Origin of the sequence: Streptomyces sp. NBC_00029 (assembly GCF_045160505.1) — a bacterium.
GTDB lineage: Bacteria > Actinomycetota > Actinomycetes > Streptomycetales > Streptomycetaceae > Streptomyces.
Genome location: NZ_CP108292.1, coordinates 4,816,102 through 4,843,085, shown reverse-complemented (window position 1 = coordinate 4,843,085; position 26,984 = coordinate 4,816,102). Strand labels below are relative to the sequence as shown.

Annotated in this window: 24 protein-coding genes; 8 read left to right on the top strand and 16 right to left on the bottom strand. The window is 72.3% G+C overall.

What is annotated here, in order from left to right; genetic code table 11:
• The first annotated feature begins 23 nt into the window (after positions 1-23).
• Positions 24-545, top strand: a complete 522-nt coding sequence (locus tag OG753_RS22645; RefSeq protein ID WP_327263514.1) for an LURP-one-related family protein — start codon at positions 24-26, stop codon at positions 543-545.
• Here the strand turns inward: OG753_RS22645 and OG753_RS22640 are convergent.
• Positions 517-828 carry a hypothetical protein gene (locus OG753_RS22640; protein ID WP_327263513.1) on the bottom strand — a complete coding sequence of 104 codons (312 nt, stop codon included), beginning with the start codon at positions 826-828 and terminating at the stop codon, positions 517-519. The genes OG753_RS22645 and OG753_RS22640 overlap by 29 nt on opposite strands.
• A gap of 126 nt (positions 829-954) precedes the next feature.
• Positions 955-1,731: a carbon-nitrogen family hydrolase gene (locus tag OG753_RS22635; protein WP_327263512.1), complete on the bottom strand. Its 777-nt coding sequence runs from the start codon at positions 1,729-1,731 to the stop codon at positions 955-957.
• 150 nt (positions 1,732-1,881) lie between these two features.
• Between OG753_RS22635 and OG753_RS22630 the strand changes: the two genes are divergently transcribed.
• A complete protein-coding gene (locus OG753_RS22630; RefSeq protein ID WP_327263511.1) occupies positions 1,882-2,712 on the top strand; it encodes a maleylpyruvate isomerase family mycothiol-dependent enzyme in 831 nt (276 codons plus the stop codon).
• A 75-nt stretch (positions 2,713-2,787) separates the two neighbouring features.
• On the opposite strand, the gene OG753_RS22625 is transcribed toward OG753_RS22630, so the two are convergent.
• Together OG753_RS22625 and OG753_RS22620 are read right to left on the bottom strand one after the other, a co-directional pair.
• Positions 2,788-4,179 carry a nitrate/nitrite transporter gene (locus OG753_RS22625; RefSeq protein ID WP_405789859.1) on the bottom strand — a complete coding sequence of 464 codons (1,392 nt, stop codon included), beginning with the start codon at positions 4,177-4,179 and terminating at the stop codon, positions 2,788-2,790.
• A gap of 8 nt (positions 4,180-4,187) precedes the next feature.
• Positions 4,188-4,838 carry a GntR family transcriptional regulator gene (locus OG753_RS22620; protein ID WP_327263509.1) on the bottom strand — a complete coding sequence of 217 codons (651 nt, stop codon included), beginning with the start codon at positions 4,836-4,838 and terminating at the stop codon, positions 4,188-4,190.
• Between the two features lie 228 nt (positions 4,839-5,066).
• Between OG753_RS22620 and OG753_RS22615 the strand changes: the two genes are divergently transcribed.
• A complete protein-coding gene (locus OG753_RS22615) occupies positions 5,067-6,248 on the top strand; it encodes a DUF418 domain-containing protein (protein ID WP_405789857.1) in 1,182 nt (393 codons plus the stop codon).
• On the opposite strand, the gene OG753_RS22610 is transcribed toward OG753_RS22615, so the two are convergent.
• From OG753_RS22610 to OG753_RS22600, 3 genes are all read right to left on the bottom strand, one after another.
• Entirely contained in the window at positions 6,232-6,564 is a 333-nt protein-coding gene (locus OG753_RS22610) for a hypothetical protein (RefSeq protein ID WP_405789856.1), read from the bottom strand. The genes OG753_RS22615 and OG753_RS22610 overlap by 17 nt on opposite strands.
• Before the next feature lie 15 nt (positions 6,565-6,579).
• On the bottom strand, positions 6,580-8,475 hold the full coding sequence (locus tag OG753_RS22605; protein ID WP_405789855.1) for a C1 family peptidase: 1,896 nt from the start codon (positions 8,473-8,475) through the stop codon (positions 6,580-6,582).
• 129 nt (positions 8,476-8,604) lie between these two features.
• Positions 8,605-9,714, bottom strand: coding sequence for an FAD-dependent monooxygenase (locus OG753_RS22600; protein ID WP_405789853.1), 1,110 nt, complete (start codon positions 9,712-9,714; stop codon positions 8,605-8,607).
• Positions 9,715-9,881: 167 nt separating this feature from the next.
• Between OG753_RS22600 and OG753_RS22595 the strand changes: the two genes are divergently transcribed.
• A complete protein-coding gene (locus tag OG753_RS22595; RefSeq protein WP_405789851.1) occupies positions 9,882-10,868 on the top strand; it encodes a GntR family transcriptional regulator in 987 nt (328 codons plus the stop codon).
• A 174-nt stretch (positions 10,869-11,042) separates the two neighbouring features.
• Positions 11,043-12,248: a DUF1266 domain-containing protein gene (locus tag OG753_RS22590; RefSeq protein WP_405789850.1), complete on the top strand. Its 1,206-nt coding sequence runs from the start codon at positions 11,043-11,045 to the stop codon at positions 12,246-12,248.
• Positions 12,249-12,368: 120 nt separating this feature from the next.
• Here OG753_RS22590 and OG753_RS22585 read toward each other — a convergent pair whose 3' ends face one another.
• The 8 genes from OG753_RS22585 to pdhA all read right to left on the bottom strand — a co-directional run bounded on the left by OG753_RS22585 (position 12,369) and on the right by pdhA (position 21,796).
• Positions 12,369-15,137, bottom strand: coding sequence for a PKD domain-containing protein (locus OG753_RS22585; protein WP_405789848.1), 2,769 nt, complete (start codon positions 15,135-15,137; stop codon positions 12,369-12,371).
• A 170-nt stretch (positions 15,138-15,307) separates the two neighbouring features.
• Complete coding sequence (locus OG753_RS22580) at positions 15,308-16,072, bottom strand: hypothetical protein (protein WP_405789847.1); 765 nt, start codon at positions 16,070-16,072, stop codon at positions 15,308-15,310.
• A 52-nt stretch (positions 16,073-16,124) separates the two neighbouring features.
• Entirely contained in the window at positions 16,125-16,529 is a 405-nt protein-coding gene (locus tag OG753_RS22575; RefSeq protein WP_327263500.1) for an Imm50 family immunity protein, read from the bottom strand.
• Position 16,530: 1 nt separating this feature from the next.
• Positions 16,531-17,016 carry a hypothetical protein gene (locus OG753_RS22570; protein ID WP_327263499.1) on the bottom strand — a complete coding sequence of 162 codons (486 nt, stop codon included), beginning with the start codon at positions 17,014-17,016 and terminating at the stop codon, positions 16,531-16,533.
• Between the two features lie 40 nt (positions 17,017-17,056).
• Positions 17,057-17,992 carry a GNAT family N-acetyltransferase gene (locus OG753_RS22565; RefSeq protein WP_405789845.1) on the bottom strand — a complete coding sequence of 312 codons (936 nt, stop codon included), beginning with the start codon at positions 17,990-17,992 and terminating at the stop codon, positions 17,057-17,059.
• A 175-nt stretch (positions 17,993-18,167) separates the two neighbouring features.
• Positions 18,168-19,601, bottom strand: coding sequence for a dihydrolipoamide acetyltransferase family protein (locus OG753_RS22560; protein ID WP_405789843.1), 1,434 nt, complete (start codon positions 19,599-19,601; stop codon positions 18,168-18,170).
• Between the two features lie 12 nt (positions 19,602-19,613).
• Entirely contained in the window at positions 19,614-20,594 is a 981-nt protein-coding gene (locus OG753_RS22555; protein WP_109779208.1) for an alpha-ketoacid dehydrogenase subunit beta, read from the bottom strand.
• Complete coding sequence (pdhA, locus tag OG753_RS22550; RefSeq protein WP_327263496.1) at positions 20,594-21,796, bottom strand: pyruvate dehydrogenase (acetyl-transferring) E1 component subunit alpha; 1,203 nt, start codon at positions 21,794-21,796, stop codon at positions 20,594-20,596. Before pdhA ends, OG753_RS22555 begins: the two co-directional genes overlap by 1 nt.
• Before the next feature lie 327 nt (positions 21,797-22,123).
• On the opposite strand from pdhA, the gene OG753_RS22545 reads away from it, so the two are divergent.
• A complete protein-coding gene (locus OG753_RS22545; RefSeq protein WP_327263495.1) occupies positions 22,124-22,786 on the top strand; it encodes a response regulator transcription factor in 663 nt (220 codons plus the stop codon).
• Between the two features lie 109 nt (positions 22,787-22,895).
• Entirely contained in the window at positions 22,896-23,321 is a 426-nt protein-coding gene (locus OG753_RS22540; RefSeq protein WP_327263494.1) for a pyridoxamine 5'-phosphate oxidase family protein, read from the top strand.
• A gap of 99 nt (positions 23,322-23,420) precedes the next feature.
• Here the strand turns inward: OG753_RS22540 and OG753_RS22535 are convergent, their stop codons facing one another.
• Entirely contained in the window at positions 23,421-24,986 is a 1,566-nt protein-coding gene (locus OG753_RS22535; RefSeq protein ID WP_327263493.1) for a protein kinase domain-containing protein, read from the bottom strand.
• A gap of 263 nt (positions 24,987-25,249) precedes the next feature.
• On the opposite strand from OG753_RS22535, the gene OG753_RS22530 reads away from it, so the two are divergent.
• Complete coding sequence (locus OG753_RS22530; RefSeq protein WP_327263492.1) at positions 25,250-26,905, top strand: protein kinase domain-containing protein; 1,656 nt, start codon at positions 25,250-25,252, stop codon at positions 26,903-26,905.
• Positions 26,906-26,984: the final 79 nt, after the last annotated feature.

Genomic DNA, 26,984 nt, shown 5'->3' with positions numbered 1-26,984 from the left:
CTATCGCGGGCACTGATCAGCGCATGAAATACCTCGTACGGGACAAAATGCTGGCCATCGGGGACGACTACTGGATCGAGGACGAGGACGGCCGGCACGCCTTCCTCGTCGACGGGAAGGCGCTGTCCTTCCGGGACACGCTGGAGCTGAAGGATCCGGCCGGACAGATCCTGATCACCCTGCGGGAGAAGCTCTTCACGCTGCGGGACGCGATGACCCTGGAGCAGGACGAACAGCGGCTCGCGGTGATCCGCCGCAAGCGGCTCTCGCTGGTGCGGGGCCACTTCCGCGTCACCCTGGCCGAGGGCACCGAGCTCGACGTCAGCGGGCGGATCCTGGACCGCGAGTTCAAGGTCGAGTACGACGGGGAGCTGCTCGCGCTGGTCTCGCGGCAGTGGTACCGGCTCCGCGAGACGTACGCGGTGGACGTGGTCCGGGAGGACGCGGACGCGGCGCTGCTGATCGCGGTCGCCGTGTGCGTGATCCGGATGGCGGAGAAGGAGCGGGAGGACGCGGTCAGTCCCGGTGCTGTTCCCGTGCCGTGAGCTGGCCCTGGACGTAGGCGTCGGTCTCCGGCGCGTACGGGCCTCCGTGGTCGAGCAGGAGGTCGGTGATGCGCTGCCACTCCGCGGCCTCGGCGCGGACGGCCGCGGCGGCGGACTCCAGGTCGCCGGCGTCCGCGAGCACCGTCTCCAGGGCGGCCTGTGCCCTGTGGTGGGTCATCCCGGTGGCCCGCTCCCGGACCCGCCGGCGGGCCTCGACCTCCGCGGCGGAGGGCTCGTGCGGCTCCAGGGCGGCCTCCAGCACGACCTCTTCGTCGTCCGTCACGGCGTACCCGCCTCCTCCTCGTGTGCCGGGCGGCCGGCGCCGCCCGTCCCCTTCGTCTGCCCGCTCACCCCGGCGCCAATCGGGGGCGCCGGGGATTGCGCGGGCGCCGCGGGCACCGGCATCCCGTCAGCGCAGGCGCCGGTCCTTCAGGGCCGGGAACTGGGACCGGGTCTCGGGGACCTTGGCCGGGTCGAGGTCCACGGTGAGGACCTCCTCGCCGGGGCCCGCCTCCGCCAGGACCTCGCCCCACGGGTCCACCACCAGGCTGTGCCCGGCCTGTTCCACGCCCGCGTGGGTGCCGGCCAGTCCGCAGGCCAGGACGTAGGACTGGTCCTCCACGGCGCGTGCCCGGCTGAGCAGGGTCCAGTGCGAGCGGCGGCGCGCGGGCCAGCCCGCGGCGACCACCATCGTGGTGGCCCCGGCGTCGACGAGGCCGCGGAACAGCTCCGGGAAGCGCAGGTCGTAGCAGGTGGCGATGCCGAGGGTCTGCTCCGGCAGCTCCACCGTGGTCAGGGAGTCGCCGGCCGACATCAGGACCGCCTCGCCCTGGTCGAAGCCGAAGCGGTGGATCTTCCGGTAGGTGGCGGCCAGCTCGCCCGCCGGGGACAGGACGAGGGCGGTGTTGTAGAGGGAGCCGTCGCCCGCGCGCTCCACGACCGAGCCCGCGTGCAGCCAGACGCCGGCGTCGCGCGCCGCCTTGGACATGGCCTCGTAGGTCGGGCCGTCCAGTGGTTCGGCCTCGGTCTCGAACTGCTCGTACGCGAATGCGCCGACCGGCCACAGCTCCGGCAGGACGACGAGATCGGCGTCCGCCTGCTCCCGTACGAGCTCGGCCACGCGGGCACGTCGGGAAGACACCGACTCGCCCTCGTTCACTGCGATTTGGATCAGCGAGGCGCGCACACTACCACCGTCCTGGCGTTCAAGCCGTCAACTCGGGCCTACGATCGTCACACGAAAGCACTGCCGGGGTGCTCACCGGCAGCGTAGTTTTGGAAACTGAGTCCACAGCTTCTTAAAACGCGCCATTGAACAGCACCGCGAGGGGTCCCGTTGACCGTCCATCCGCATCCCGCCCTCCAGCCCTATGCCGACGCGTGGACGCACTCCATCGAGGCGATATCCGAGTTGGTCCTCCCGCTGACGGAGGGCGAGTGGAACCGGGCGACGCCGTGTCCCGGCTGGTCGGTCCGTGATGTCGTGTCACACATCATCGGCATCGAGTGCGAGCAGCTCGGCGACCCGCGACCGATCCACACCGTGGCGCGGGACCTGCGCCACGTGGTGGACGAGTTCAGCCGGTACATGGAGGTGCAGGTCGACGTACGCCGTCACCACACCGCGCCGGAGATGACCTCGGAGCTCGAATACACCGTGATCCGCCGCGCGCGGCAGCTGCGGAACGAGAAGCGGGATCCGGCCACGATGGTCCGCGGGCCGCTCGGTGACCAGGTGACGCTGGAGCAGGCGCTGCGGCTGCGGGCGTTCGACGTGTGGATCCACGAGCAGGACCTGCGGTGGGCGCTGGGGATGCCGGGGAACTGGGACTCGCCGGGTGCGCACGTGGCGCAGGACCTCCTCCTGGCCGGGCTGCCGAAGGTGGTGGCCAAGAAGGCGGGGGCACCCGCGAACTCGGCGGTGGTGATCGACGTGCACGGTCAGCTGGAGTTCATGCGGACGGTGCGGGTGGACGCGGACGGCCGCGGCACGGTGGACAAATCGCCGTCGCTGGGCCCGGCGGTGACCCTGACCCTGGACTGGGAGACGTACGTGCGCCTCGCGGCCGGCCGGGTGCGGGCGCACACCGTCGCCGACCGGGTGAAGGTGGAGGGCGACGTCGAGCTGGCGGACGCGATCCTCACGCAGTTCTCCGTGACCCCGTAGCGGGAGCGGCCGGTACGAGGACCCGCGCCCGGCCGGCGGGCAGCCCGTCCGCCGGGCACCCCGGCGGACGTGGCCCTACGGCGCCTCGCGCCCGGCTGTTTCCGGGAGCGGGCACGCCCGGGGCACCGGCTCCGGCTTCTGTTCCGGTTCCTGGGCGGGGATCGTGAGGCGGACCCGGTCCGCCTCGCGGGCCAGGGCGCGGGGGCGCAGCCGCAGGATGCTGATGACGCCCACCGCTTCGAGGACGAAGACCGTGGAGAAGGCGATGCGGTAGTTGTCGCCGGTGGCGTCCAGCAGGACGCCCACCGTCAGCAGGGTGGTCATGGACGCGATGAAGCCGCCCATGTTCGTGATCCCGGAGGCGGTGCCCTGGCGCTCCGCCGGGTTGGCCGGGCGGGCGAAGTCGAAGCCGATCATCGACGCCGGTCCGCAGGTGCCCAGGACCAGGCAGAGGGAGACCAGCAGCCACATCGGCGCCCGGTCGCCCGGGTACACGAGGACCGCCGCCCACAGCAGGGCCGTGAGGCCGACCGTGCCCAGGGCGAGCGGGATGCGCGCGGACTGGCGGCGGCCCACGACCTGTCCGTAGACCAGCCCGAGCGCCATGTTCGAGGCGACGACCAGGGTCAGCAGCCCGCCCGCGGTGGTCCGTGACAGCCCCTGCGCCTCGACCAGGAACGGCATCCCCCACAGCAGCAGGAACACCATCGCGGGGAACTGCGTGGTGAAGTGCACCCACAGGCCGAGCCGGGTGCCGGGTTCGGCCCAGGACTCCCGGATCTGGCGGCGCACGAACCCGCCGGAGCCCCCGCCTGGCCCGGCGGCCGCCGTACCGCCCGGCGCGGGCTTCGGCCCGTACCCCTCGGGGTGGTCGCGCAGGAACAGCACCAGCGGGACGAGGACCACCAGGCCCGCCACCGCGCTGCCCGCGAAGGCGGCGGTCCAGCCGACCCCGTGCAGCACGGGGGCGAGGACGAGGGTGGAGACGAGGTTGCCCGCCATGCCGACGAGCCCGGCCAGCTGCGCCATGAGCGGCCCGCGCCGGGCCGGGAACCACCGGGTGCCGAGCCGCAGCACCGAGATGAAGGTCATCGCGTCGCCGCAGCCGAGCAGTGCCCGCGCGGCGAGGGCCATCCCGTAGGAGGGCGACAGCGCGAAGCCCAGCTGGCCGACGGTGAAGAGGACCGCGCCCAGGGTCAGCACTTTCTTGGTGCCGAGCCGGTCGACCATGAGGCCGACCGGGATCTGCATGCCCGCGTAGACGAGCAGTTGGAGGAGGGAGAAGGTGGCCAGCGCCGAGGCGCCCACGTGGAAGCGGTCGGCGGCGTCGAGGCCGGCCACGCCCAGGCTGGTACGGAAGATCACCGCAACGAAGTAGACGGCGACGCCGATGCTCCAGACGGCGACGGCCCGCCCGCCGCCCGGCGGATCGGCGGGTATGCCGGCCCTGTCGGGGGAGGCGCTCACGGCGCCGCTCACCGGCCCGGCCCCCGCACCAGGGCGTCGACGCGCCCGATGTGCCCGCGGACCGCCGCAGCCGCCGTGTCCGCGTCCCCGGCGCGCAGCGCGTCCAGGATCTCGGCGTGCTCGGCGAGGGTGCGGTCCAGCCGTTCCGGGTGGGCGTGCAGCAGGGCCACGCCCATCCGCAGCTGACGGTCGCGGAGCTGGTCGTAGAGCCGGCACAGGATCTGGTTCCCGGCGCTGCGCACGATCTCCGCGTGGAAGCCCCGGTCGGCGGCCATCATCGCGGCGAGGTCGCCCCCGGCGGCGTGCCGGCGCTGTTCGTCCAGCAGGGCGGCGAGCCGGTCCAGCAGGCCCGGTGGGGCCGGCACGGCCCTTCGTACGGTGAACTCCTCGACCAGCAGGCGGGTTTCGAGGACGTCGGTGATTTCCTGAGCGGAGACCTGGAGGACCAGCGCGCCCTTCTTCGGGTACAGCTTCAGCAGCCCCTCGGTCTCCAGCCGCAGCAGCGCCTCGCGGACGGGCGTACGGGACACCCCGACGGCCGCGGCGAGTTCGCCCTCGGTGAGGAGGGTGCCGCCCTCGTACCGGCGGTCGAGCACCCCTTGCTTGACGTGCTGGTAGACCCGCTCGGCGGCGGTCACGGTACTGGTGGGGGCGGGCATGCGCACAGGATAGATACAACAGAGGTGCAAGCCGGTGACGGGTCCAGGATGTGGACCCGTCACCGCGGGGCGCGGATCCCGGGATCCGCGACCCGGGTCGCGAGTCCCGGGGCGCGGATCCCGGGTCGCGGGTCTCGGATCGCCGCCCGCCCGCTGCATCGAAGGATGTACGGCCCCTTCGTCCGCCCGCAGGACGTACGGGCCCCCGCGCGCCGGGACGCTGAAGTCATGGCCGACACCCTGATCGCCCCGGCAGCACGGAAGACCGCGCGGCTTCCCCTCCTCGACGTCCTGCGCGGCGCCGCCATCCTCGGCACCCTCATGACCAACGTCTGGATCTTCACCTCCCCGGGCTCGGAGTGGGGGGTGCTGCAGGGCGGCCTGAAGGCGCCCGACCCGCTCACCGACCCCTCCGCCGCGAACCTCGCGGAGAGCGTCTTCCGCTTCCTCGCGGACGGCAAGTTCCTGGCCCTGCTGACGGTCCTGTTCGGCGTGGGCCTGGCCATCCAGTACGACTCCGCCGCCCGCCGCGGCGACCCCTGGCCCGGCCGCTATCCGCGCCGCGCCGCCTTCCTCTTCGTCGAGGGCACCGTCCACTTCGTGCTCGTCTTCGCCTGGGACGTGCTGATGGGGTACGCCGTCACCGCCCTCCTCGTCGCCTGGCTGCTGGCCCGCTCCGAGAAGGTGCGCAGGCGGGCCATGTGGGCGGCCGGCGGACTGCACCTGGCGCTGATCTCCCTGCTGACCCTCGACGCGCTGAGCCGGCCGGCCGGCGCCCCGAAGAGTCCGGACCCGGCCGCCGTCGAGCTGTACGCGCACGGCAGCTACCCCGCCCAGATCGCCTTCCGCCTGGAGCACTTCCTCGCCCTGCGCATCGAGCCGGTCATCTCCTTCGGACTGCTCGTGTTCCTCTTCCTCCTCGGAGTGCGGCTGCACCGCGCGGGCGCCTTCACCGCCACCGCGGACGGCCGCCGCATCCGGACCCGGCTGGCCGCGTGGGGCCTGGGCCTGGGACTGCCGCTGAACGCCGCGACCACCCTCGGCGGCGGCGACTTCTACCTCCTGGGACGCTACGGAGCCGCGCCGCTGCTCGCCCTCGGCTACATCGGCCTGATCGGCATCGCCCTCGACCGCCGGTGGTTCCCGGCCCCCGTGACCACCGCCCTCGGCTCCGTCGGCCGCACCGCCCTGTCCTGCTACGTCGCCCAGAACCTGCTCTGCATGCTGCTCTGCTACGGCATCGGGCTCGGCCTCGCCGAGCGCCTGGGCGGCAGCGGCCCCTGGTGGGTGATGGGCCTGTGGGCCGGCGTGAGCCTGGCCCTGGCCGCCGGATCGTGGCTGTGGCTGCGCAGCTTCGGCCACGGCCCCCTGGAGGCCGTACAGCGCACGGTCCTCAGGCCGCGCCGGTGACCGACACGACCTCCACGTCCAGCACGAACTCGTCGTACGGGGCCTCGTCCGGGTAGGGCGGCCGGACCTGCGCGAAGCGGATCCGGGCCCGGCCCCCGCCCGGGGCGCGGCCCCGGACGACGTAGGCCCGCTCCACCGCCGCCCCCGGCGGCGGGGCCGCCTCGGGGGCGGCCCGGCCCACGGGGGCCTCGTCCACCGTCACCACGTCCGCGTCCCCGGTGACCTGCCAGGTCCACACGTACCCGCGCGCCCCGCGCCCGGTGAGCCGCAGCTCGTACGGCTCGTCCGGGCCCAGCACGATGCTCCGTACCTCCACGCCCGCCCGGTCCTCTCAGACGGGGCCGATGACCGACCCCTCGTGCCAGCCCGCGCCGTCGCGCCAGTAGTGCTGAAGGCGGCGGTCGGTGCGCAGGACGATGACTTCCAGGTTGAACCCGAAACTGCCCTGGAGCATCCCGGTGACCGAGGCGACGTCGTGCCCGAAGACCGCGCTGCGCCGCCACGGCGAGCCGCTCGCGTTGCCGCGCCACCAGTGCTCGACCTGCCCGCCGGCGACGGCCACGCACAGCTCGTAGTTCCCGGCGGTGTCCTCGTCGGCGGCACCGGACTGCCCCTCGATCAGGCAGGGCGCGGAGACGGCGGGCGTACCGCTGCCGAAGATCTCCCCGGCCCGCCAGGTGAAGCCGTTCGGATCGTCGCGCCACCACAGCTGCATGCGGCCGTCGGTGAGGGCGGCGACGAGGTCGAGGTGGCGGGCGCGGGTCTGGACGAGCGCGGGCCCGTAGTGGGCGATGCCGGAGGCGAACCGGCCGCCGTCGTTCCAGGTCCAGGGGGCGCCGTTGATCCGCCACCAGTGGCCCAGGCGGCCGTCGGCGGTCCGCACCACCACCTCGAAGTTGCCCGGCCTGCCGTAGTCGCTCTGGATGAACGCCGGGGTCGAGCCGGCCGCCGCGTCACCGGGCCCGAAGACACCGCCGTCGCGCCAGACGCCGGCCGACTGCTCGTAGTACCAGTGGCGCAGCCGGCCGCCGGTGGTCACGTGCAGGGACTCCATGTTGCGGTTGTAGGTGGTCCCCGTGAAGGCGGGCTGGCCGGAGGCATCGCTGGCGAAGGTGCCCGCGCGGGACCAGGCGAACGGCGGGTCCCCCTCGCGCCACCAGTGCTGGAGGCGGCCGCCGGGGGCGGTGGCGAGGAGCTCGAAGTTGCGGTGGGCGCGGCCGTTGCCGCTCTCGTAGACGTTGCCGGTGTGCAGCCGGCGCTTGGTCCACGGGTCGGGGTTGGTGCCGCGCAGGCCGCACTTGGCCCAGTGGTCGATGCCGGTCTCGCCGTAGGCGATCCGGCCGTAGCCGCCGACGTGGTAGCCGGTCCCCCAGGAGTTCTTGAACAGCCAGCAGCCGGCCGCGTCGTCGTAGCCGACGATCAGCACGCAGTGGCCGCCCGCGAGACGGTCGCTGGTGCGGTGGTAGACACCGGAGCCGAGGCCGAAGAAGTCGTCGTAGACGTCGAAGCAGGCGGTCAGCGGGCCGACGGTGTCCAGCCAGACCTTCTGCTGCTCCACATCGCCGAGCCGGACGTAGTCGGTGATCCGGACGGTCCGGCCGGACCGGTCCCAGCTGGGCGTGTACTCGGCGCGCCAGGCGTCGCGGCGGGCGGCCGGCAGCCCCGCGGGCGGGGTGCTGTACGGCCAGCAGTCCGGGTCTGCGAGCCCGCCGTTCGCCTTGATCCAGTCCAGGGCGGTCTCCGGATTGCTGCCCTGCCCGCAGGTGAAGCGCAGGCCGTCGTGCACGTCCCCCTCGGAGCGCTCCGCCCATACGTCGTGCTCGATCCGGGCCATGGACTCCACCAGGCCCGCGGCGCCGAAGGCCCAGCAGGAACCGCACGGGTTCTGGTCCTTCACCTTGGTGATCCACGGCCGGCCCCAGCGGCTGCGCCAGTCCACGGCGGCGGGGCGGGCGGCGGTCACCGGCCCCGGTGCGCCGGGCAGCAGCCCGTGGGCGGCCCGGCGTCGGGTGAGATGCGGGTTCCCGCTCGCGTGGCCGATGGTCCCCGCAAGGTCGATCACCCCCGCTTCCCTTGCGGGCGTCAGGTTCGCCCCGGGCTCCAGACCGAGCGAGGGCCGCGGCACGGGCTCCTCGTCGGCGAGATGCTCCAGGACCGACCAGCGCGCCCCCTGTGCGACGAGCTGCGCGCGCAACTCCCCCACCGACTGGACAGACTCCTCCGGCATGGCGGCCCCCCAGCTGCAACCGTTCGGATTCAAGATTCGGGAGCGTCCCCCCGGCGCAGGGGGGCGTCAAGGGGGTCCGCACGGTCGCGCGGTGGCACGAGGGGGCGTGCCAGCCGGACGGCCCCGGGTTCAGCCGTCCAGCGAGATCGCGTTCTTGGCCCGCGTCACGGATTCCTCCGAGGCGGGTCCGCCGGGGTTCTCCGTCGCCAGCGCCTGGTTGAGCGTGACGAAGGGCCGCATCCGCTCCTCGTAGCGGGCGTAACCGCGGTGGTGGTCGCCGGACGCCTGCGCGAGGCAGTGGGCCAGTACGTGGGCGCCCACCAGGGCCAGACTGGTGCCCTGCCCCGAGAGGGGCGAGGGGCAGTAGCCGGCGTCGCCGAGCAGGGTCACCCGGCCCCGCGACCACTGGTCCATGCGGATCTGGGCCATCGCGTCGCAGTAGAAGTCGGGGGCCTTCCGGGCTGCGTCGGCCAGGCGGGCGCCTTCCCACTCGAGGGTCTGCAGCCGGTCGACGACGAGCCGCCGCAGGGCGTCGCCGGTACGCAGCTCCGGTGCCAGGGGGGCGGACTCGAAGCCGAAGGCGATCCGCAGTTCGGTGTTGTCGCGTACGGGCATGATGCCGAATCCCATGTCCCCGTCCCGCAGCCACACCTGCCAGTCGTCCAGGGCGAGGAAGTTGTCCGCGGCGAACACCGAGAGGTAGCTGCCCAGGTGGTGGGTGAAGCGCTCCTCGGGGCCGAAGGCCAGGCGCCGCACGGTGGAGTGCAGGCCGTCCGCCCCGACGACGAGGTCGAAGGTGCGCGGCGCCGCGTGCGCGAACCGGACGTGCACGCCGCTCGCGTCCTCCTCCAGCCCGGTGATGCCGTCGCCGAAGAGGTACTCGATGTCCGCACGGGTGCGCTCGTGGACCATCCGCACCAGGTCCTCGCGCAGCAGCTCCATGTCCGCGCCGTCGAGCCGGCCGCTGCTGAAGGTCGACTCGGTGGAGCGGTGGACCTCGGTGCCGTCGGGGGCGAGGACCGACATGCCGCGCATCCGGGTGCGTACGCGGCTCGCCCGGTCCAGCAGGCCCATGCGCTCCACGACGTCGAGCGCGACGCCGCGGACGTCCACGGCCTGCCCGCCGGCGCGCGGGCCGGGGGCGCGCTCGACGACGGTGGGCTCGAAGCCGTGGTGGCGCAGGCGGTGGGCGAGGACGGGCCCGGCGATGCCGCCGCCGGAGATGAGTACGGTCCGCATGAGAAGCTCCTCCACTGGGTCTGTACGCTGTACGCACACTGAATGTACGACGTACACGCAGGGCCCTCAACAGGCAGAACGACGCCCCTGTACTAGCTCAGATCGGCTCCGGCACGCATCGCCGCTGCTACCTTCTGCACTAGTACAGGAGAGAAGGGCGGCAGAACGTGACGCAGACCACAGGCCCGGCGGGCGATCCGCCCTACCTGCGCATCGTCGCAGCGCTGCGACGGCGCATCGCCGAGGGGGAACTCGCCCCCGGGGAACGGGTCCCCTCCACCCGGCAGATCGCCGCGCAATGGGGCGTCGCGCTCGCCACCGCCACCAAGGCCCTCACCACCCTGCGCCTGGAGGGCCTGGTCGAGGCCCGACCCCGGATCGGCACGGTCGTCGCCGCAGCCGCAGCGCCCGACGCGGCGGCCCGCAGGCGCCCGTCCTCCGCCCCGTCCATCACCCCGGACACCGGCACCGGCACCGGCACCGGCACGGACCAGGAGTTGAGCCTCGACCGGATCGTCCGCGCCGCCATCGCCATCGCCGACGCCGAAGGGCTCGCGGCGCTCTCCATGCGCGGTGTCGCGGCCCGGCTCGGGGTCGCGGCGATGTCCACCTACCGGTACGTCCCGAGCAAGGACGACCTGGTCCTGCTGATGGCCGACGCCGCCTTCGGTGAGGAGTCCTACCCGGCCGAGGCGCCCGCGCACTGGCGGGAGCGCATCGAGATGGGCGCCCGGACCCTGTGGAGCCTGTACCGCAAGCACCCGTGGCTGGCCCAGATCGGCTCCCTCACCCGCCCGCTGCTCCTGCCCGGTCTGCTCGTCCACGGCGAGTGGATGCTGAACGCCCTCGACGGCCACGGACTGGACCCGACGACGCTCTTCGACATCCACGTCCTGCTCTACAGCCATGTGCAGGGCCTCGCGGTCCACCTGGAGCTGGAGGCCAACGCCGAAGCCGCCACCGGCCAGTCGGAGGACCAGTGGATGGACAGCCGCTCACACATCCTCCGGGAACTGGTGGACTCCGGCCGCTTCCCGACCTTCGCCAAGCTGGTCGGATCCTTCGAGGACGGCTACGACCTGCGCCTCGACGCGCTCTTCGAGCTGGGCCTGCGGGCGCTGCTCGACGGCCTGACCCCCGTCGTCGAAGGCTAAGGGCTGTCCCGTAATCCCCGGCGGGCGCACGACGCCAGCTACGGCACCTCGCTGCGTTGTCGGATCGCCCGAATACAGCCGGTATGAGTACGACCCTCCGCCTTGCGATGCACCGCATCTGACGCCGTGCGCTGACCCACCGCGGATTACGGGACAGCCCTTAGGCTCGGACGCATGGGGACCTGGATCGCGCCGAGCGTCATCGAGAGAGAGCTGTACGAGGCCAAGACGGCCGGCGACTGGCCCGCGTACTTCGACGTACTCGCGCGGAACCAGCTGTACTTGGCGCAGCACCGGTCCCAGGTCGACGCCCGTCCCGACTCGACGTTCTTCCACCCCACCCCGGACCGGATGCTCGTCGTCCACACCGCCGGGATGCTGCCCGCCCCCACCGCCGAAACGGTGTACGAGCCGCGCAGACTGCGCTGGTTCGCCAAGGTCTGGGCCGCCGACGACCCCGCCTTCCTCGCCGTCAACCCGGGCTCCCCCTGCGAGGCCTACCTCACCACCACCCCCGCCGACCTGGCCCGCTGGCGCGCCCACGCGGAGGCCGCCCCCGGCGTCGGCCTGCCCGAGGGCAGGATCCACGCGCTCTTCACCGGCGGCCCGCTGCACGGGCCCGTCGCCCACGGCCTCGCCGTCGGCGGTCATCTCGCGGTGACGAACGGGGAGTTCTGGAACTCCCTCGCCCACCACGGCAGCGGCTACCGGCACGAGCGCCGCCGGGTCGAGAAGTCCTGGGGCATCACCGACCGGGCCGAATGGCTCTCCGTCCTGGAGATGCTCCTGCGGGCCGAAGCGGTCAGCTCCGTCTGGGAGTACGCGCTCCGCGTCCGCCGGGTCCTCGCCGCCGACTTCGCCGGGCCCGTGGACACCGAACACTGGCGGCACGCCGCCGGGGCGAGCCTGCGCCGGGGCGCCGAGCGCGCCGCCGAACCGAAGCTCACCGCCGACGGGGTCACCGTCGCCCAGCCGCGCCCCGCCGCGGAGGTGGAGGGGGAGATGGCCGGCGTCAACCGGCTCATCGGCCGGATCGCCCGCTACGAGCAGCGCTTCCGCGCCGACGGGCTGCTCCCCGAGAACGGCTGGGTCCGCTCGGTGGAGGCCTGGGACATCGGCCGGGCCTCCCAGATGGCCCGCTGGGGCGTCGCCTGCCGCTACGGGACCGTCGCCGACGCCGAGGCGGCCGTACTGCGCGCCGGGGAGGCGGCCCGCGACACGTACCGCTCGTGGGAGGAGTTCTCCGCCGGATACTCCCTCGCCCGGTGCCTGCACTTCGACGAGGAGGAGTTCGGCACCTGGTACACGACCTCCCTCGGCACCCACCTCACGCTGACGACCGACCCGGCCAGCCCCTGGCTCAACATCCCCTGGACCTGAGGACGCCCGGCCACGGCCCCGCCCCGGGCACGCAGCACGGAGCCCCGGCCCCCGCGGTGTGCGGGAACCGGGGCTCGGTGGTCCGTCCTTCGAACGCGTCCGGGGTGCCGGCCCAGGGAACTAGCCCTGGGTGAAGTACCCGAGCAGGTCGGCGATCACGTGGTTCGGACCGCCCCACTGGCTGTTGTAGACGCTGATCCTGCCGTCCGCGACCGGGGTCGTCACGTGGTTCGAGACGGTCAGACCCGGCAGCGTCTGCAGGCTGCTCGCCTCCGGGCGGGCCGAGCCGAAGGCGTGCGCGGTCAGGAAGCCCGCACCGGTGCTCTCGGTCGCCGTCAGGTTCAGCACCGCGCCCACCGCGCCGGCCGGCACGCCGGACACGGTCGTGGTGGCGCCCGCGGCGAGCTTGCCCGTCGTACGGGTGTCCGCGAGACGCTTCGGCACGACCGGCGTGTAGAGGGCCTTGCCGTTCTTGCCGTAGTAGCCCACCGCGTCCACGATCAGGTGCGCGGAACCGGCGTGGTTGTACAGGGTGATCGTCCCGTCCGGGCCGACCGGCACGATGGCCTGGTTCGACTTGGCCTTGCCGGGCTCCGGGTTCAGGTTCGACGCCGGCTCGGGCCGCTTCGCCGGGTCCGGGTAGGCGACCACGTACGAGTTCTGCGTCGCCTCGGTGCTCGTCAGGTTCACCGCGACGGCCTTGGCGTCCGCCGGGATCCCGCCGACGCCCGCGACCTTGACGGTACGGGTGGTGCCACCGGCGACGGCGCCGCCCGCGCCCGGGGTACGGGTGTCGGCGAGGCGGGCCGGGGCGACGGGGCTGAACTTCTCCCCGGCGTTGGGCTGGTAGTAGCCGACGAAGTCCACGATCACGTCGGCGCGGCCGGCGTTGAGGTAGAACCAGACCTGGCCGATCTCGCTCACGGGGACGGTCACCGTGTTGGACACCGTGGCGCCCGCACGGGCGTTGATGTTCGAGGTCGTCGGCCGGTCGTCGTACGCCGACGAGACGTTGAGGTAGGCGTCCTGTGTGACATTGGTGAGGGTGACGTTGATGACCGCCGCGGACATGCCGCCCGAAGCGCTGCCCGCCGCGTTGAACGGGATCGGCATGCCGATGGACGCGGGGCTGCCGCCCTGGAGGGTGCCGCCGTTGACGCGGGTGTCCTTGAGCCGGAAGGGCGTTACGGCCGTGTAGCCGCCCTTGGCGTACTCCACGTGTACGGGCCGGGTCGTCGTGGACCTGGTGCCCTTGACGTCGACGACGGTGACGGTCGCCGTGTAGTCGCCGGGCCTGGAGTAGGTGTACTTGCCGATGGCCAGACCCGGGAAGCTCCTCTGCACGCCGTCTCCGAAGTCCACGTCGGTGCGCTCCACCGGCCACGGCGTCGCCGAGGCCGAGGGGTCGAAGGACATGGTCAGCGGGGGAACGCGCGTCGCGGTGTCGTTCGGGGCGGGCAGGAACGGAGTTGCCGAGAAGGCCGCTGTCAGCGGTCCTGCGGGAGTCACCTTGGTCGTCTGCTGGGTGGTGGCCTGCTGGCCGGCGCCGTTGACGGCCGTCACCTTGATCACGTAGTCGCCCGGCTTGCCGTAGGCGTGCGTGGCCAGGCCGTGGGCGCCGGTGCCCTGCTGGGTGACGACCGGGGCCGTCCCGTCGCCGAAGTCGACGTGGTAGCTCATCGCGGTGGGCCAGCGGCTGTCGGAGACGGCCTGCACCTCCACCTTCGTGCCGGCCGGCGCCCAGGTCTTGTCGATGTTCATCCAGGCCTGGCTCAGGCCGTCGTGGGTCTCGTAGGCGCCGCGGTCGAGGTAACCGCCGTTCTTCCCGGTATTGGGGACACTCGGGTCGTCCCCGGTCGGTTTCCTGTTGATGTCACTGGGCAGTACGCCCGGAGCCGTCGGGTCGGCGGAGTCGACGGTCGGGGAACCTTCGACCGGACCCACTCCGGCCTGGCCCGCCGTCAGGATGTCGTGCCCGCCCTGACCCGTCGCGGCATGGAACGCCGCCGGGTCCGGGTACGTGGTGCCGGCCCAGCGGTACGGCATTTGCACGGGGGCGGACGGAACGCCGGTGACCAGGTTGTAGTCGACGACGGTGCCCGCCGTCGCGCTCTGCTCGACCAGGATCGCGTTGCGCGGCTCGTCGGTCTTGCAGTAGCTGCTGCGCGCCTCGGTGGCGATCACGTTGTTGAACAGGCCGGAGCCCGTCGAGGCGCCGCCGACCGAGACGCCGGTCGCGCAGTATCCGCGGACCGTGTTGTTGGTGACGACGGTGCCGGGTGCGTCGACGGCGGTGACCCCCGGCTGCGCCGAGCCGGAGATGAGGTTGCGGCTCAGGACGGTGCCCTGCGAGCCGCCCTCGATGCGGACGCCGACCAGATTGCTCCGGCCGATGCGGACGTCCTTGCTCGCGCCGTCGACCACGACGCCGTCGAGCCTGCCGCGCGCGGCGCGGATCCGGTCCATCCCGACGTCGGTGGATCCGCTGATCTGAACACCGCCGCGGGTGAACAGGCTGCCGAGCACCACGTGGGAGGCACCCCGGACGGTCAGCAGCTCGCCGAGATCGGCCTGCTGGCCGTCCCACCCTTCTTCGGCGACGAAGCTGATCGGCTTGCCCGGCGCTCCCGAGCGGTCGATGGTGACGGCCTCGTCGTATGTCCAGCCCGGCTTGATCCGGACGGTCTGGCCCGGGAGCACGGCCCTGGCCGCCGCCGAGATCGTGCAGTACGGGACGGCCTGCGTACCGGCCCCCGTGTCGGAGCAGTTGGAGCCGCTCTGGTTGTTGACGTGGAGATCGGTCGGATTCTCGGCGGCCGCGACGGCCGGAACACCGAGAAGGGTGACGAGACCTGCGGTCAGCAGGACCGTCGTGCGAGTGGGACGCACCAGTGGGGTTCCTTCGTGGAGAGAGAGCGTGGTGTCACGAAGGACGCTGCGGCGCCGCACGACTGGTAGATGTTCCGTTCCCCCAGCGACAGTCGGGCGCCTGCAGCCCCCCGCGTACGGTGATCAGTATCCGGTGTCCGAAACTCGATGTCACGTGCTTCTTTCCCGGGCTACGGAAGCTGCGGCCGGACCGCCGACCAGCCGTCGACCGCGACCGCCAGGGGGTCGGCGTCCGCGAGGTGCGGCCGGACGAGGACCAGCCACGGGATCAGGCCCTTGATCCGGCGCAGGTGCCGGATGCGGTGGTACGGGAGGTCGCGCCAGACCCGGCCCTGTGCCGCGGCCTGTTCCGGGGTCAGGTCCATCAGCGCCAGCAGGTCCCGGCACAGGGCCGCCGGGTCACCGCCCCGTTCCGGGCCGAACTGCTGGATCAAGTAGGCCTGTACGCAGGCCAGTTCGGGCGCACTGAGCAGCTCGGGCACACCCTCGGCCCGCGCGCAGCGGTGGGTGGCGGCCAGCGCGAGGCGGCCCCAGCGCAGCCGGATCCCCTCCGGCAGCCGCTCGTCCCGCATCCGCACCCCGGCGAGCACGCGCAGGGTCCGCGGGTGCGGTTCGTCCAGCAGCGGCGGGTCGGTGGCCAGCCAGGCCTCCAGGTCCTCCAGCGAGTGCCCGTCGGGCGGCACGGAGGTCAGCACCTGGCCCCGGGTGAGCAGCGCCACCATGGCCCCCGCGAGGTGGACCTTCGCGACGTGCCCGGCGTCGAAGGAGCCGACGGCCCGCCCGTGGCGCTCGATGCGGCGCAGGCCGATCCTGGACTCCCCCACGGCGTAGACCTGTCCGGCCCGCGCCACCCCGCCGACGCACCGGACCACGCACACGCCGCCCGTGACGTCGGCCTCCTCGACGGAGTACACCTGCAATTCGGCGATGGACACCCCTGCCCCCTTCCCCGGGGCGGAGGTTACCTTCCGGGGGCGCGGAGCGCGCTCACTCGGGTCCCTGGAGGCACACGCGGGTGCCGGTGACGGCGGAGGCGGCGGCCGAGAAGCCGATGGTGCGGCTCCCGCTGGTCACCGAAACCCACGACCGCCCGCCCCCACCGGGGCCGGCCCCCGTGACGCGTACCGTGCGGTCGTGGCGATCCGGGTGTTCGGAGGCGATGCCCGTCATCCGCAGGTCCTCGACGCCGGTGAACACGAGGAAGAAGCACAGGGTGTTGTAGGTGCTCCGCGCCCACTCCGGTTCGGGGTGGTCGGGCAGTTGCGCCGTTTGGAGTCCGAGGGTGACGGAGGTGTCCCGCTCGTCCACGTGGACGTCGTACAGCGGGCAGGAGGACAGCTCCGGCGGGGTGTCGTAGAGCGCGGCCAGTTCGGGCCACGGGGCCAGGCTCATCTCAGGCCCTCTCGTAGAAGATGTTGACGTGGGTCGGGGGCAGCGTCGGGTACAGCCGGTCGTACAGGGGTACGACGTGCCGGCGCGGCCCGCCGTCGCCGCCGTCCGCGTCCTGGGTGAAGACCCCGACCTTGCCCAGGGTCAGCGAGGCGACCGTCGTGAACGACACCTCGGTGCCGGGCGCCGTGACGTGGACGGCCAGCCGGTTGCGGGGCAGGGGCGTGAGCCCGATGTCCGCCGTCACCGGTGGCCGCCAGCCCTCCATCACGAAGTCCTCGACGTGCGAGAAGCCGATCTGGCACTGCAGCGTGTCCCCGGGCCCGCCGTCCCAGCGGTCCGGGAACCGCGGCAGGTCCAGCCGCAGGATCACGCACGAACCCCAGCCGTCCGCGTGCACCGACCTCAGCCGTACGCCCGTGAGGCCGGGCACCTCGTCGTAGTACGGCGCGAGGGCCGGGGGGCCTGGGACGAGGTCCGCCCAGTTCACGGGGTCACCGGGGTCACCGGGGTCACCGGGGTCACCGGGGTCACCGGGACGGGGCTTCCAGGACGAGGCGGATCTCGGTGACCTCGTACCCGGCGCGGTCGAACGCGGCGGCCATCGGCAGGTTGACGGTGTCGGTGGTCGCGGTGACGCGCTCGGCTCCCGCGGCGGCGTGGAAGCGGGTGATCTCGCCCAGGATCTCGTCGATCAGGCCCTGCCCGCGCTGCTCCGGAACGACGCCCAGGTAGCCGACGTTGCGGTGGTACGGGGTCGCCGACGGGACCGCCAGGCCGGCGAGGCGGCCGTCCGGGAGGTGGGCCAGGCGCCACCAGGAGCGCTCGCCGGGGCAGTCGAGGTAGAAGTCGAAGTCCTCGCGGGCCAGCTGCTCGGCGTCCATCAGCTCCAGTTCGTGCTGCGTGGTCACGTCCAGGCTGTCGTGGGAGAGGCGGACGAAGGCGTCCAGCATCTCCTCGTCGGTGCCCTCGCGGAAGACGAGCCGGCCGGTGGGCGCGGCCGTACCGGCCTGCGGGGTCCACTCGTAGCGCAGGCGCTCGATCTCGCGCGTCAGGCCGGCCGCGGCCGCGGCCTCCCGGCGCCAGGCGACGGCCGCGGCCAGCGCCGGGTCGTCCCGCCAGCCGCGGGGCAGGGAGATGTGGTAGCCCGGCCGCTTGCCGAAGGCCGTGTGACCGGCCTCCAGCAGTCCGGCGGCTACCCCGGCCGGGTCGGCGACGCCCTCCCGCACCTGGAGGCAGTCGAGCGCGACGGGCCGCTCGCTGTCGGCGCGGCCCCACCACAGGGCGCGGGCGAGGATCCGGCCCTCACCGTCCTCGGCGAGCCAGATCCACTCGGGGCGGATCCGGTTCCCGGCGAGCTCCTCACGGATCCGCTCGGCGGTGAGGGCGGGGACGCGGCCGTCGGCCGGGTGGGCCGCGACTCGGTCCAGATCTGCAGGGTCTGCGGTGGCAGCGCGAAACAGCATCCGGCGATGATCACACGCCCAGGCCTCCCCGACCAGGCCGTTTCCCGCGGCGCGGAGCCGGCCGGCCGGCCGGACACCGTCGGCGCGGGCGCTCGCCTCGCGGGCCCGCCCGGTACGGCCGATGGCCGGTCTCCGTGAGGGAGACCGGCCATCGGGTGGGGCTTCGTGCGTGCCGCTACGCCCAGGTGATCAGGCGGCGGGGCTGTTCCAGGACCGCCGCGATGTCGGCGAGGAACTTGGAGCCGAGCTCGCCGTCGATCAGACGGTGGTCGAACGACAGCGCCAGGGTGGTGACGTGGCGCGGCTTCACCTTGCCCTTGTGGACCCACGGCTGGAGCTTGATCGCACCGACCGCGAGGATCGCGGACTCGCCGGGGTTCAGGATGGGCGTACCGGTGTCGACGCCGAAGACGCCGACGTTGGTGATGGTGATGGTGCCGTTCTGCATGTCCGCCGGGGAGGTCTTGCCGTCGCGGGCCGTGGCGACCAGCGAGGACAGGGACTCCGACAGCTCGCCGAGGCTCTTGGCGTGGGCGTCCTTGATGTTCGGGACGATCAGCCCGCGCGGAGTGGCCGCCGCGATGCCCAGGTTGACGTAGTGCTTGAGCACGATCTCCTGGGCCGCCTCGTCCCAGGACGCGTTGACGTCCGGGTTGCGGCGGATGGCCACCAGCACGGCCTTGGCGATGAGCAGCAGCGGGTTGATCCGCAGCCCCGCGAGGTCCGGGTCGGCCTTGAGCTCCTGGACCAGTTTCATCGTGCGCGTCACGTCGAAGGTGACGAACTCGGTGACGTGCGGCGCGGTGAAGGCCGAGCCGACCATGGCCTGTGCGGTGACCTTGCGGACGCCCTTGACCGGGATACGGGTCTCCCGCGCCGAGGCGTCGGCCACGGGGGCCGCGGCCACGGCGACGGGCGCCGCCACGGCTGCCGGGGCGGCGGCCGGGGCCGCCGCGGGCGCGGCGGCCTGCGGGGTGATCGCCGCGGCGGCCGCCGCGTGGACGTCCTCCCGGGTCACGACCCCGCCGTCGCCGGTGGGTACCACCGCGGCCAGGTCGATGCCGAGGTCCTTGGCGAGCTTGCGCACCGGCGGCTTGGCCAGCGGCCGCTCGCCGGCCGGCTGCGCCGGGACGGCGGGGAGCGGCGCCGGGGCGGCCGGAGCCGCCGGAGCGGGCGCGGCCACCGGGGCCGCCGTGCCGTTCTGCGCGGCCACGGCGGGCGCCGGGGCGGCCTTGCGCGGGCGGCGCTTGGTGGAGGCCTCGGAGACCCCGTAGCCGACCAGCACGGGCTGGCGGGCGGCCGGGGCCGGCTCGGCGGCGGCCGGAGCCGCCTCCACCGCGGCGGCGGCGGGGGCCGGGGCCTCCGCCTCACCGGTCTGCACCGAGATGATGACCTGGCCGACGTCGACCGTGGTGCCCTCCTCGAAGAGGAGCGCGTGCACGACACCGTCGAACGGGATCGGCAGTTCCACGGCGGCCTTGGCCGTCTCGACCTCGCACACGACCTGACCGTCGGTGACCGTGTCACCGGGCTGGACGTACCACTTGAGGATCTCGGCCTCGGTGAGGCCCTCGCCCACATCGGGCATCTTGAATTCGCGGATGGTCATGACGCGGGTCTCCTAGTACGCCAGCGAGCGGTCGACGGCGTCGAGCACCCTGTCCAGGCCGGGCAGGTACTCGTCCTCCAGGCGGGCCGGCGGGTACGGGGCGTGGAAACCGCCCACGCGCAGGACCGGCGCCTCCAGGTGGTAGAAGCACCGCTCCGTGATGCGAGCGGCGATCTCCGCGCCCACGCCGAGGAAGACCGGCGCCTCGTGGACCACCACGAGCCGGCGGGTCTTCTCGACCGAGGCCTGGATCCCGTCGAAGTCGACCGGGGACATCGAGCGCAGGTCGAGGACCTCCACCGACTTGCCCTCCTCGGCCGCCGCGGCCGCCGCCTCCAGGCAGACCTTCACCATCGGGCCGTAGGCGGCCAGGGTGACGTCCGAGCCCTCGCGGCTCACGCGCGCCTTGTGCAGCTCACCGGGGATGGCGTCGAAGTCGACCTCGCCCTTGTCCCAGTAGCGGCGCTTCGGCTCGAAGAAGATCACCGGGTCGTCGCTGAGGATCGCCTGCTGGAGCATCCAGTAGGCGTCGCTCGCGTTCGACGGGGAGACCACCTTGAGGCCCGGCACGTGCGCGAAGAGCGCCTCGGGGGACTCGCTGTGGTGCTCGACCGCGCCGATGCCGCCCGCGTACGGGATGCGCACGACGACGGGCATCTTGACCTTGCCCAGGGCGCGGGCGTGCATCTTCGCGAGCTGCGTGACGATCTGGTCGTACGCGGGGAAGACGAAGCCGTCGAACTGGATCTCCACGACCGGCCGGTACCCGCGCAGGGCCAGGCCGATGGCGGTGCCGACGATGCCCGACTCGGCGAGCGGGGTGTCGATGACCCGCTCCTCGCCGAAGTCCTTCTGCAGGCCGTCGGTGATCCGGAAGACACCGCCCAGCTTGCCGACGTCCTCACCCATGATCAGGACCTTGGGGTCCTGCTCCAGGGCCTTGCGCAAGGACTCGTTGAGTGCCTTGGCGATCGACATCTTCTCGACAGCCATCAGTGACCCTCCTCGAAGGACGCGAGGTAGGCGGCGAACTGGGCGCGCTCCTCGTCGACGAGCGCGTGCCCGTCCGCGTAGACGTTCTCGAAGATCGCCATGGTGTCCGGGTCGGGCATGGCGCGCACGGCCTCGCGCACGCGCTTGCCCATCGCCTCGCTCTCCGCCTCCAGCTCCGTGAAGAACGCCTCGTCGGCGCCCCCGGTGGCCAGCAGGTGGGCCTTCAGGCGCAGGATCGGGTCCTTCGCCTCCCAGGCCGCCGTCTCCTCGTCCCGCCGGTACTTCGTCGGGTCGTCGGAGGTGGTGTGGGCGCCCATGCGGTACGTGAACGCCTCGACCAGGGTCGGGCCCTCGCCGCGGCGGGCCCGGTCCAGGGCCCAGCGGGTCACGGCCAGGCAGGCCAGGACGTCGTTGCCGTCGACGCGGACGCCCGGGAAGCCGAAGCCCTGCGCGCGCTGGTAGAGCGGCACGCGCATCTGACGCTCGGTCGGCTCGGAGATCGCCCACTGGTTGTTCTGGCAGAAGAACACCACGGGGGAGTTGTAGACGGCGGAGAAGGTGAACGCCTCCGCGACGTCACCCTGGCTGGACGCGCCGTCACCGAAGTAGGCGATGACCGCGGAGTCCGCGCCGTCCTTGGCCACACCCATCGCGTAACCGGTCGCGTGCAGGGTCTGCGAGCCGATGACGATCGTGTACAGGTGGAAGTTGTTGAGGTTCGGGTCCCAGCCGCCGTGGTTCACGCCGCGGAACATGCCGAGCAGGTTGGTCGGGTCGACCCCGCGGCACCAGGCCACGCCGTGCTCGCGGTAGGTCGGGAAGACGTAGTCCTCGTCGTTCAGCGCCCGGCCGGAGCCGATCTGCGCGGCCTCCTGGCCCAGGAGCGAGGCCCACAGGCCCAGCTCGCCCTGACGCTGCAGGGCGGTCGCCTCACCGTCGAACCGACGGGTCATGACCATGTCGCGGTACAGCCCGCGCAGGTCCTCGGTGGTGATGTCGGCGACGAAGGGGGCGAACTCGGCGTTCTCCGCGTTGTCGACGCGGTCCCCTTCGGGCGTCAGCAGCTGTACGAGCTGAGGTACGGCGTCCAGCGTCTGCGCAGTGGCAGCGGCGGGCTTGGCGGCGGCGTTCGCCGCGCCTGCCGCCCGCTTGGTGCCGCTGCTGCGTCGCGGCTTGCGCGCGGCAGTGCTCTCCACGGTCACGTGTGCTCCTCCGTCGGTCCGGCACCCGGGTTCTCCGGGGTCCAGTGCGGCTCACCTGTATCCGTAACGAGCACACGGGGTGGGTGCGCATCGCGTACGGGGATTCAGGCGTGACAGGTGTCCCGGCGAGTGCCCTGCGCAATGCACGTTACCCAGTGCGCCGCATAACTGCGAAACCCCGTTTGACCTGCGTTTTTGCTTGGATTTCCTAGTAAAAACGCAGCAACGGGAACAACCACTGGTCACAGCCTTGCAGGGGCCGGGAACAACGGCACGTTATCCCGGGTAACTCCGGCAGGGAAGGGGTGAGTGTGTGAAACTGACTTCGTGCGCGAAGACGGAAAAATCAAGGTATTCCTCCTGGACGACCACGAAGTGGTACGTCGGGGCGTCCACGAGCTCTTGTCGGTCGAACAGGACATCGAGATCGTCGGCGAGGCCGGTACCGCCGCGGATGCCTTGGTCCGGATCCCCGCCACCCGTCCCGACGTGGCCGTTCTCGACGTGCGCCTTCCGGACGGCAGCGGTGTGGAGGTGTGCCGCGAGGTCCGCTCGCAGGACGAGGACGTCAAGTGCCTGATGCTGACGTCGTTCGCCGACGACGAGGCGCTCTTCGACGCGATCATGGCCGGCGCCTCCGGTTACGTGCTCAAGGCGATCCGCGGAAATGAGCTGCTGAGCGCCGTGCGCGACGTCGCCGCCGGCAAGTCGCTGCTCGACCCGGTCGCCACCGCACGCGTCCTGGAGCGGCTGCGCGACGGCGGCAGGGGCGGCAGGGGCGACGACCGCCTGGCGAACCTCACCGAGCAGGAGCGCAAGATCCTCGACCTGATCGGCGAGGGCCTGACGAACCGCGTGATCGGCGAGCGGCTGCACCTGGCCGAGAAGACGATCAAGAACTACGTGTCCAGCCTGCTCTCGAAGCTGGGCATGGAGCGCCGCTCCCAGGCCGCCGCCTACGTGGCCCGGCTGCAGGCCGAGAGGCGCTGATCCGGGCGCTGATCCACCCGCCGCGGTGTTCCAACCGGGACCAACGTCCCTGAGCGTCGGGTCGGGCTGCTCTTCCCCGGCGGGGTGCCGGTGGCCGAGAGTGGACGGCATGACCCCCGAGGAACTCCACGCCGCCGAGGCCGTCGAACTGCTGCGCCGGGTGCCCTACGGCCGCGTGGCCACCAGCATGCGCGCGCTGCCCTTCCTCGCGCTCGCCCGCCACATCGTGGTGGACGGCAGGGTGGTGCTGAGAATGCACTCCGGTTTCGGCTACCACCAGGCCTGCAACGGCAGCGTGGTGGCGTACGGGGCCGACAATTCGAATTCCCGGGAACCTGAGCTCTGGTCGGTCCAGTTCACCGGAACGGCGCAGGTCACGGTACCGACCAACGCCGAACTGGAGCTCTTTGGTCCGGTTCCGCATTTCGCGGACGGCGAGGTCTACGACCCCGTCTACATGCGTATCGAACCCCAGTTCATCACCGTGCACTCGCTCGCCCGGAATCCGGACCGGCAGTACCAGCACGCTCTCTGACCGGCGTTCACGCGGATACGGGAACGGGCCCGGCGGAATTGATTCCGCCGGGCCCGTCCCCGTACCTGCGTCACGCGTACCTGCGACCTGCGACCTGCGTCACTCTTCCGAGTTGGTGCCGCCCCCGCCGCCGGCCGCGGCGCCACCCGTCTCGACGGGCTTCGTCGGCAGCGTCAGCGTGGGCTTCGGCGGCGGCGTCGTCGCGGGCTTCGTCGCGGCCGAGGAGGACGGCGAGGCCGTACCGGTCGGCGACTGCGTCACCGTGGTGGTGGGCGTCGGGCTGAAGCTCTGCTGCCGGCTGCGGGTCGGCAGCGGCGAGTTGTCGGTGTTGGGCGCAGGGGACTCCTGGGTCTGCGCCGGCGGGCTGACGTTCGGGGCACTGGACTTGCTCGGCTGGCCGGCCGGGGTGCTCTGGGTGGTCCCCGGCTTCTTGTCGCCCTTGCCGACGTTGTTGGCCGCGTAGGCCACGCCGCCCGCGACCGCGATGATCGCGAGCACCGCGAACAGCCAGGCCTTCCACCGGCTGCCGCCGCGGTCGTCGTACCCGTCGTAACCGCCGTCGTAACCGCCCGGGCCGCCATGGCCGCCGGGGAAGGCCGAGCCGTCGTCCGGGTTCAGCGCGGGCACCATCGGCTGCTGGAACTGCGAGGTCGAGGCGTGCGCCCCGTACTGCTGCTGCCCGCCGGTCCCGCTCACGGGCATGGCCGTGGTGGCGGCGGCGCCGCCCCGCCCGTGCGGCAGGGACATGGTGACCGGACCGGTGCTCCAGGTGCCGGTGTTCGGACCCTGGTCGTGCAGCATCTGCAGCGCGTACTGGACCAGCCCGCGCATCTCCTCGGCGCTCTGGAACCGGTCGTCCGGATCCTTCGCGAGGGAGCGCATGACCAGACCGTCGAGCTCCTGCGGGAGATGACGGCCCTCCGGCAGCTGCGAGGGCGGCACGGGGGCGTCCTGGACGTGCTGGTAGACCACCGACAGCGGAGTCTCGCCGGTGAACGGGGGCCGCAGCGCGAGCAGTTCGTACAGCAGACAGCCGGTCGCGTAAAGGTCGGAGCGGTGGTCGACGGCCTTGCCGAGGGCCTGCTCGGGCGACAGGTACTGCGGGGTGCCCATGACCATGCCGGTCTGGGTCATCGTCGACTGGGCGCCGTGCAGGGCGCGGGCGATGCCGAAGTCCATCACCTTGACCGCGCCGGTCTCGGTGATGATGACGTTCGCCGGCTTGATGTCGCGGTGCACGATGCCGTGCTGGTGCGAGTACGCGAGGGCCTCGAGCACGCCCGAGGTGATGATGAGCGCCTGCTCGGGGCCCGGGGCCTCGGCACTGAGCAGCAGGTCGCGGATGGTGCGGCCCTCGACCAGCTCCATGACGATGTACGGCACGGTGTTCGGGCCGACCCGGTCCTCGCCCGAGTCGTACACGGCGACGACGGCGTGGTGGTTGAGTCCGGCAACGGACTGCGCCTCACGCGTGAAGCGCGCCTTGGACACCGGGTCCTCGGCGAGGTCGGCGCGCAGCAGCTTCACGGCGACGGTGCGGCCCAGCCGGACGTCCTCGGCGGCGAACACCTCGGCCATGCCGCCGCGGCCCAGCCGGTGCGTCATCCGGTAACGACCGTCTCCCACCAGGCCGCCTGCGCCCCAGTGCTCAGGACCATCGGTCATCCCGGCGCCGTTTCCATCGGGTTCGGGTGCCATCAGTCCTCGCCGTCGTATCTCTCGGCCGCCGCTCAGCGGTAGTCCTCTTCGTCGGTGCTCCGGTGAACGCTACAGCCTCGGAACCGGTCACCGTTCGGACAAGGCCACCCTGTGCACGTCCGGTCACGGAACGGGCACCTGGCTTGACGTGTGCTTGCCCTCGGGCAGACTGGGCGCCATATGCGCCCGGCCAGCGGCGTGGGGACACATCCCGAGGGGAAGCAACAGTCATGAGCCAGGACGGCACTCAGGGCCAATACGCGGGCGGCTCTCTGGCCGGTGGCCGTTACCAGCTAAGGGACTTGCTGGGTGCGGGCGGCATGGCGTCCGTGTACCTGGCGTACGACTCGGCGCTCGACCGGCAGGTCGCCATCAAGACGCTGCACAGCGATCTCGGCCGCGAGCAGTCCTTCCGCGAGCGGTTCCGCCGCGAGGCCCAGGCTGTAGCGAAACTGTCGCACACGAACATCGTCTCGGTATTCGACACCGGTGAGGCCGAGGTCACCTTCAACGGCGGCTCAGGCGGCGACGGCGCGGTGATGCCGTACATCGTCATGGAGTACGTGGAGGGCCGGCCGCTGGGCTCGGTGCTGGAGGAGGACATCCGCCAGTACGGGGCCATGCCGGCGGACAAGGCGCTGAAGGTGACGGCCGACGTGCTGGCCGCCCTGGAGACCAGCCACGAGATGGGGCTCGTCCACCGCGACATCAAGCCCGGCAACGTCATGGTGAACAAGCGCGGCGTGGTCAAGGTGATGGACTTCGGCATCGCCCGCGCCATGCAGTCGGGGGTCACCTCGATGACGCAGACCGGCATGGTCGTCGGCACCCCCCAGTACCTCTCGCCCGAGCAGGCGCTGGGGCGCGGGGTCGACGCCCGCTCCGACCTCTACTCGGTCGGCATCATGCTCTTCCAGCTGCTGACCGGACGGATCCCGTTCGACGCCGACTCCCCGCTGGCCATCGCGTACGCCCACGTGCAGGAGGAGCCGGTCGCCCCGTCCTCCGTCAACCGGTCGCTGAGCCCGGCGATCGACGCGCTGGTGGCGCGGGCCCTGAAGAAGAACCCGAACGAGCGTTTCCCCACGGCCGCGGCCATGGGCGACGAGGTCGCGCGCGTGCTGGGCTCCGGGCAGACCGGGGCGCCGGTCATCGTGCAGGGCCAGGGCCCCCTGAGCAGCGGCGCCGGCGTGGCCTCGGCCGTGTTCCCGCCGGTGGAGTCCGGGTACCAGGCGCCGCCGCAGTCGGTGCAGCAGCCGTACCAGGCCCCGCAGACGCCGGCCCCGTACGCGCCGACGCCCCCGCCGCAGCAGCACGCGCAGGGCGGCTACGCCTACCCGCACACGCCCTCGCCGCAGCAGCAGTACGCGCCGCAGACCCCGCCGCCGTACACGATCTCCCCGTCGAGCACGGGCAGCACGTCCGCGGCGGCCGGTGACGGCAAGCGGAACACGCCGGTGCTCGTCGGCGCGATCGTTGTGGCGCTGCTGGCCGTCGGCGGTCTGATCGCGGCGATCTCGATGAACGGCGACGGCGACAAGGACAAGGGCACGACGGCGGACCCGGGTGCCTCCGCGTCCGCCTCCGCCAAGGCCGGGTTCAAGGGGCCGGACCTGACGCGCACCATCGACCCCAAGAAGTGCTCGGATCCGGTGAGGCACTACAGCGAGACCGGCAAGTACATGGCGCCGGACTTCAAGTACAAGAACCTGCTCTCGGTGAAGGAGTGCATCCAGGCCTCGGGCGGCAGGTACACGATCGTGGAGAAGGACGAGGCCGTGTACGGCAAGGACACGGTGCTGTTCCAGACCCCGGCCTCCGGCGAGAAGATCGACAAGGAGGGCACGGCCTACACGCTGACCGTGTCGACCGGCAACCCCGAATAGCGGGCACGCGCGCCCCGCAGTACGACACACCGGCATCCCGGACACCCCGATGGGGCGTCCGGGATGCCGCTTTTGCCCC

Excerpts from the sequence above, each read along its gene's own strand:
- OG753_RS22645 (WP_327263514.1), top strand. The coding sequence starts at position 24 with ATGAAATACCTCGTACGGGACAAAATGCTGGCCATCGGGGACGACTAC.
- OG753_RS22620 (WP_327263509.1), bottom strand. The coding sequence starts at position 4,838 with ATGCCCGCCCCCACCAGTACCGTGACCGCCGCCGAGCGGGTCTACCAG.
- OG753_RS22615 (WP_405789857.1), top strand. The coding sequence starts at position 5,067 with ATGGCCGACACCCTGATCGCCCCGGCAGCACGGAAGACCGCGCGGCTT.
- OG753_RS22605 (WP_405789855.1), bottom strand. The coding sequence starts at position 8,475 with ATGCCGGAGGAGTCTGTCCAGTCGGTGGGGGAGTTGCGCGCGCAGCTC.
- OG753_RS22600 (WP_405789853.1), bottom strand. The coding sequence starts at position 9,714 with ATGCGGACCGTACTCATCTCCGGCGGCGGCATCGCCGGGCCCGTCCTC.
- OG753_RS22590 (WP_405789850.1), top strand. The coding sequence starts at position 11,043 with ATGGGGACCTGGATCGCGCCGAGCGTCATCGAGAGAGAGCTGTACGAG.
- OG753_RS22575 (WP_327263500.1), bottom strand. The coding sequence starts at position 16,529 with ATGAGCCTGGCCCCGTGGCCCGAACTGGCCGCGCTCTACGACACCCCG.
- OG753_RS22565 (WP_405789845.1), bottom strand. The coding sequence starts at position 17,992 with ATGCTGTTTCGCGCTGCCACCGCAGACCCTGCAGATCTGGACCGAGTC.
- OG753_RS22560 (WP_405789843.1), bottom strand. The coding sequence starts at position 19,601 with ATGACCATCCGCGAATTCAAGATGCCCGATGTGGGCGAGGGCCTCACC.
- OG753_RS22555 (WP_109779208.1), bottom strand. The coding sequence starts at position 20,594 with ATGGCTGTCGAGAAGATGTCGATCGCCAAGGCACTCAACGAGTCCTTG.
- OG753_RS22540 (WP_327263494.1), top strand. The coding sequence starts at position 22,896 with ATGACCCCCGAGGAACTCCACGCCGCCGAGGCCGTCGAACTGCTGCGC.
- OG753_RS22535 (WP_327263493.1), bottom strand. The coding sequence starts at position 24,986 with ATGACCGATGGTCCTGAGCACTGGGGCGCAGGCGGCCTGGTGGGAGAC.
- OG753_RS22530 (WP_327263492.1), top strand. The coding sequence starts at position 25,250 with ATGAGCCAGGACGGCACTCAGGGCCAATACGCGGGCGGCTCTCTGGCC.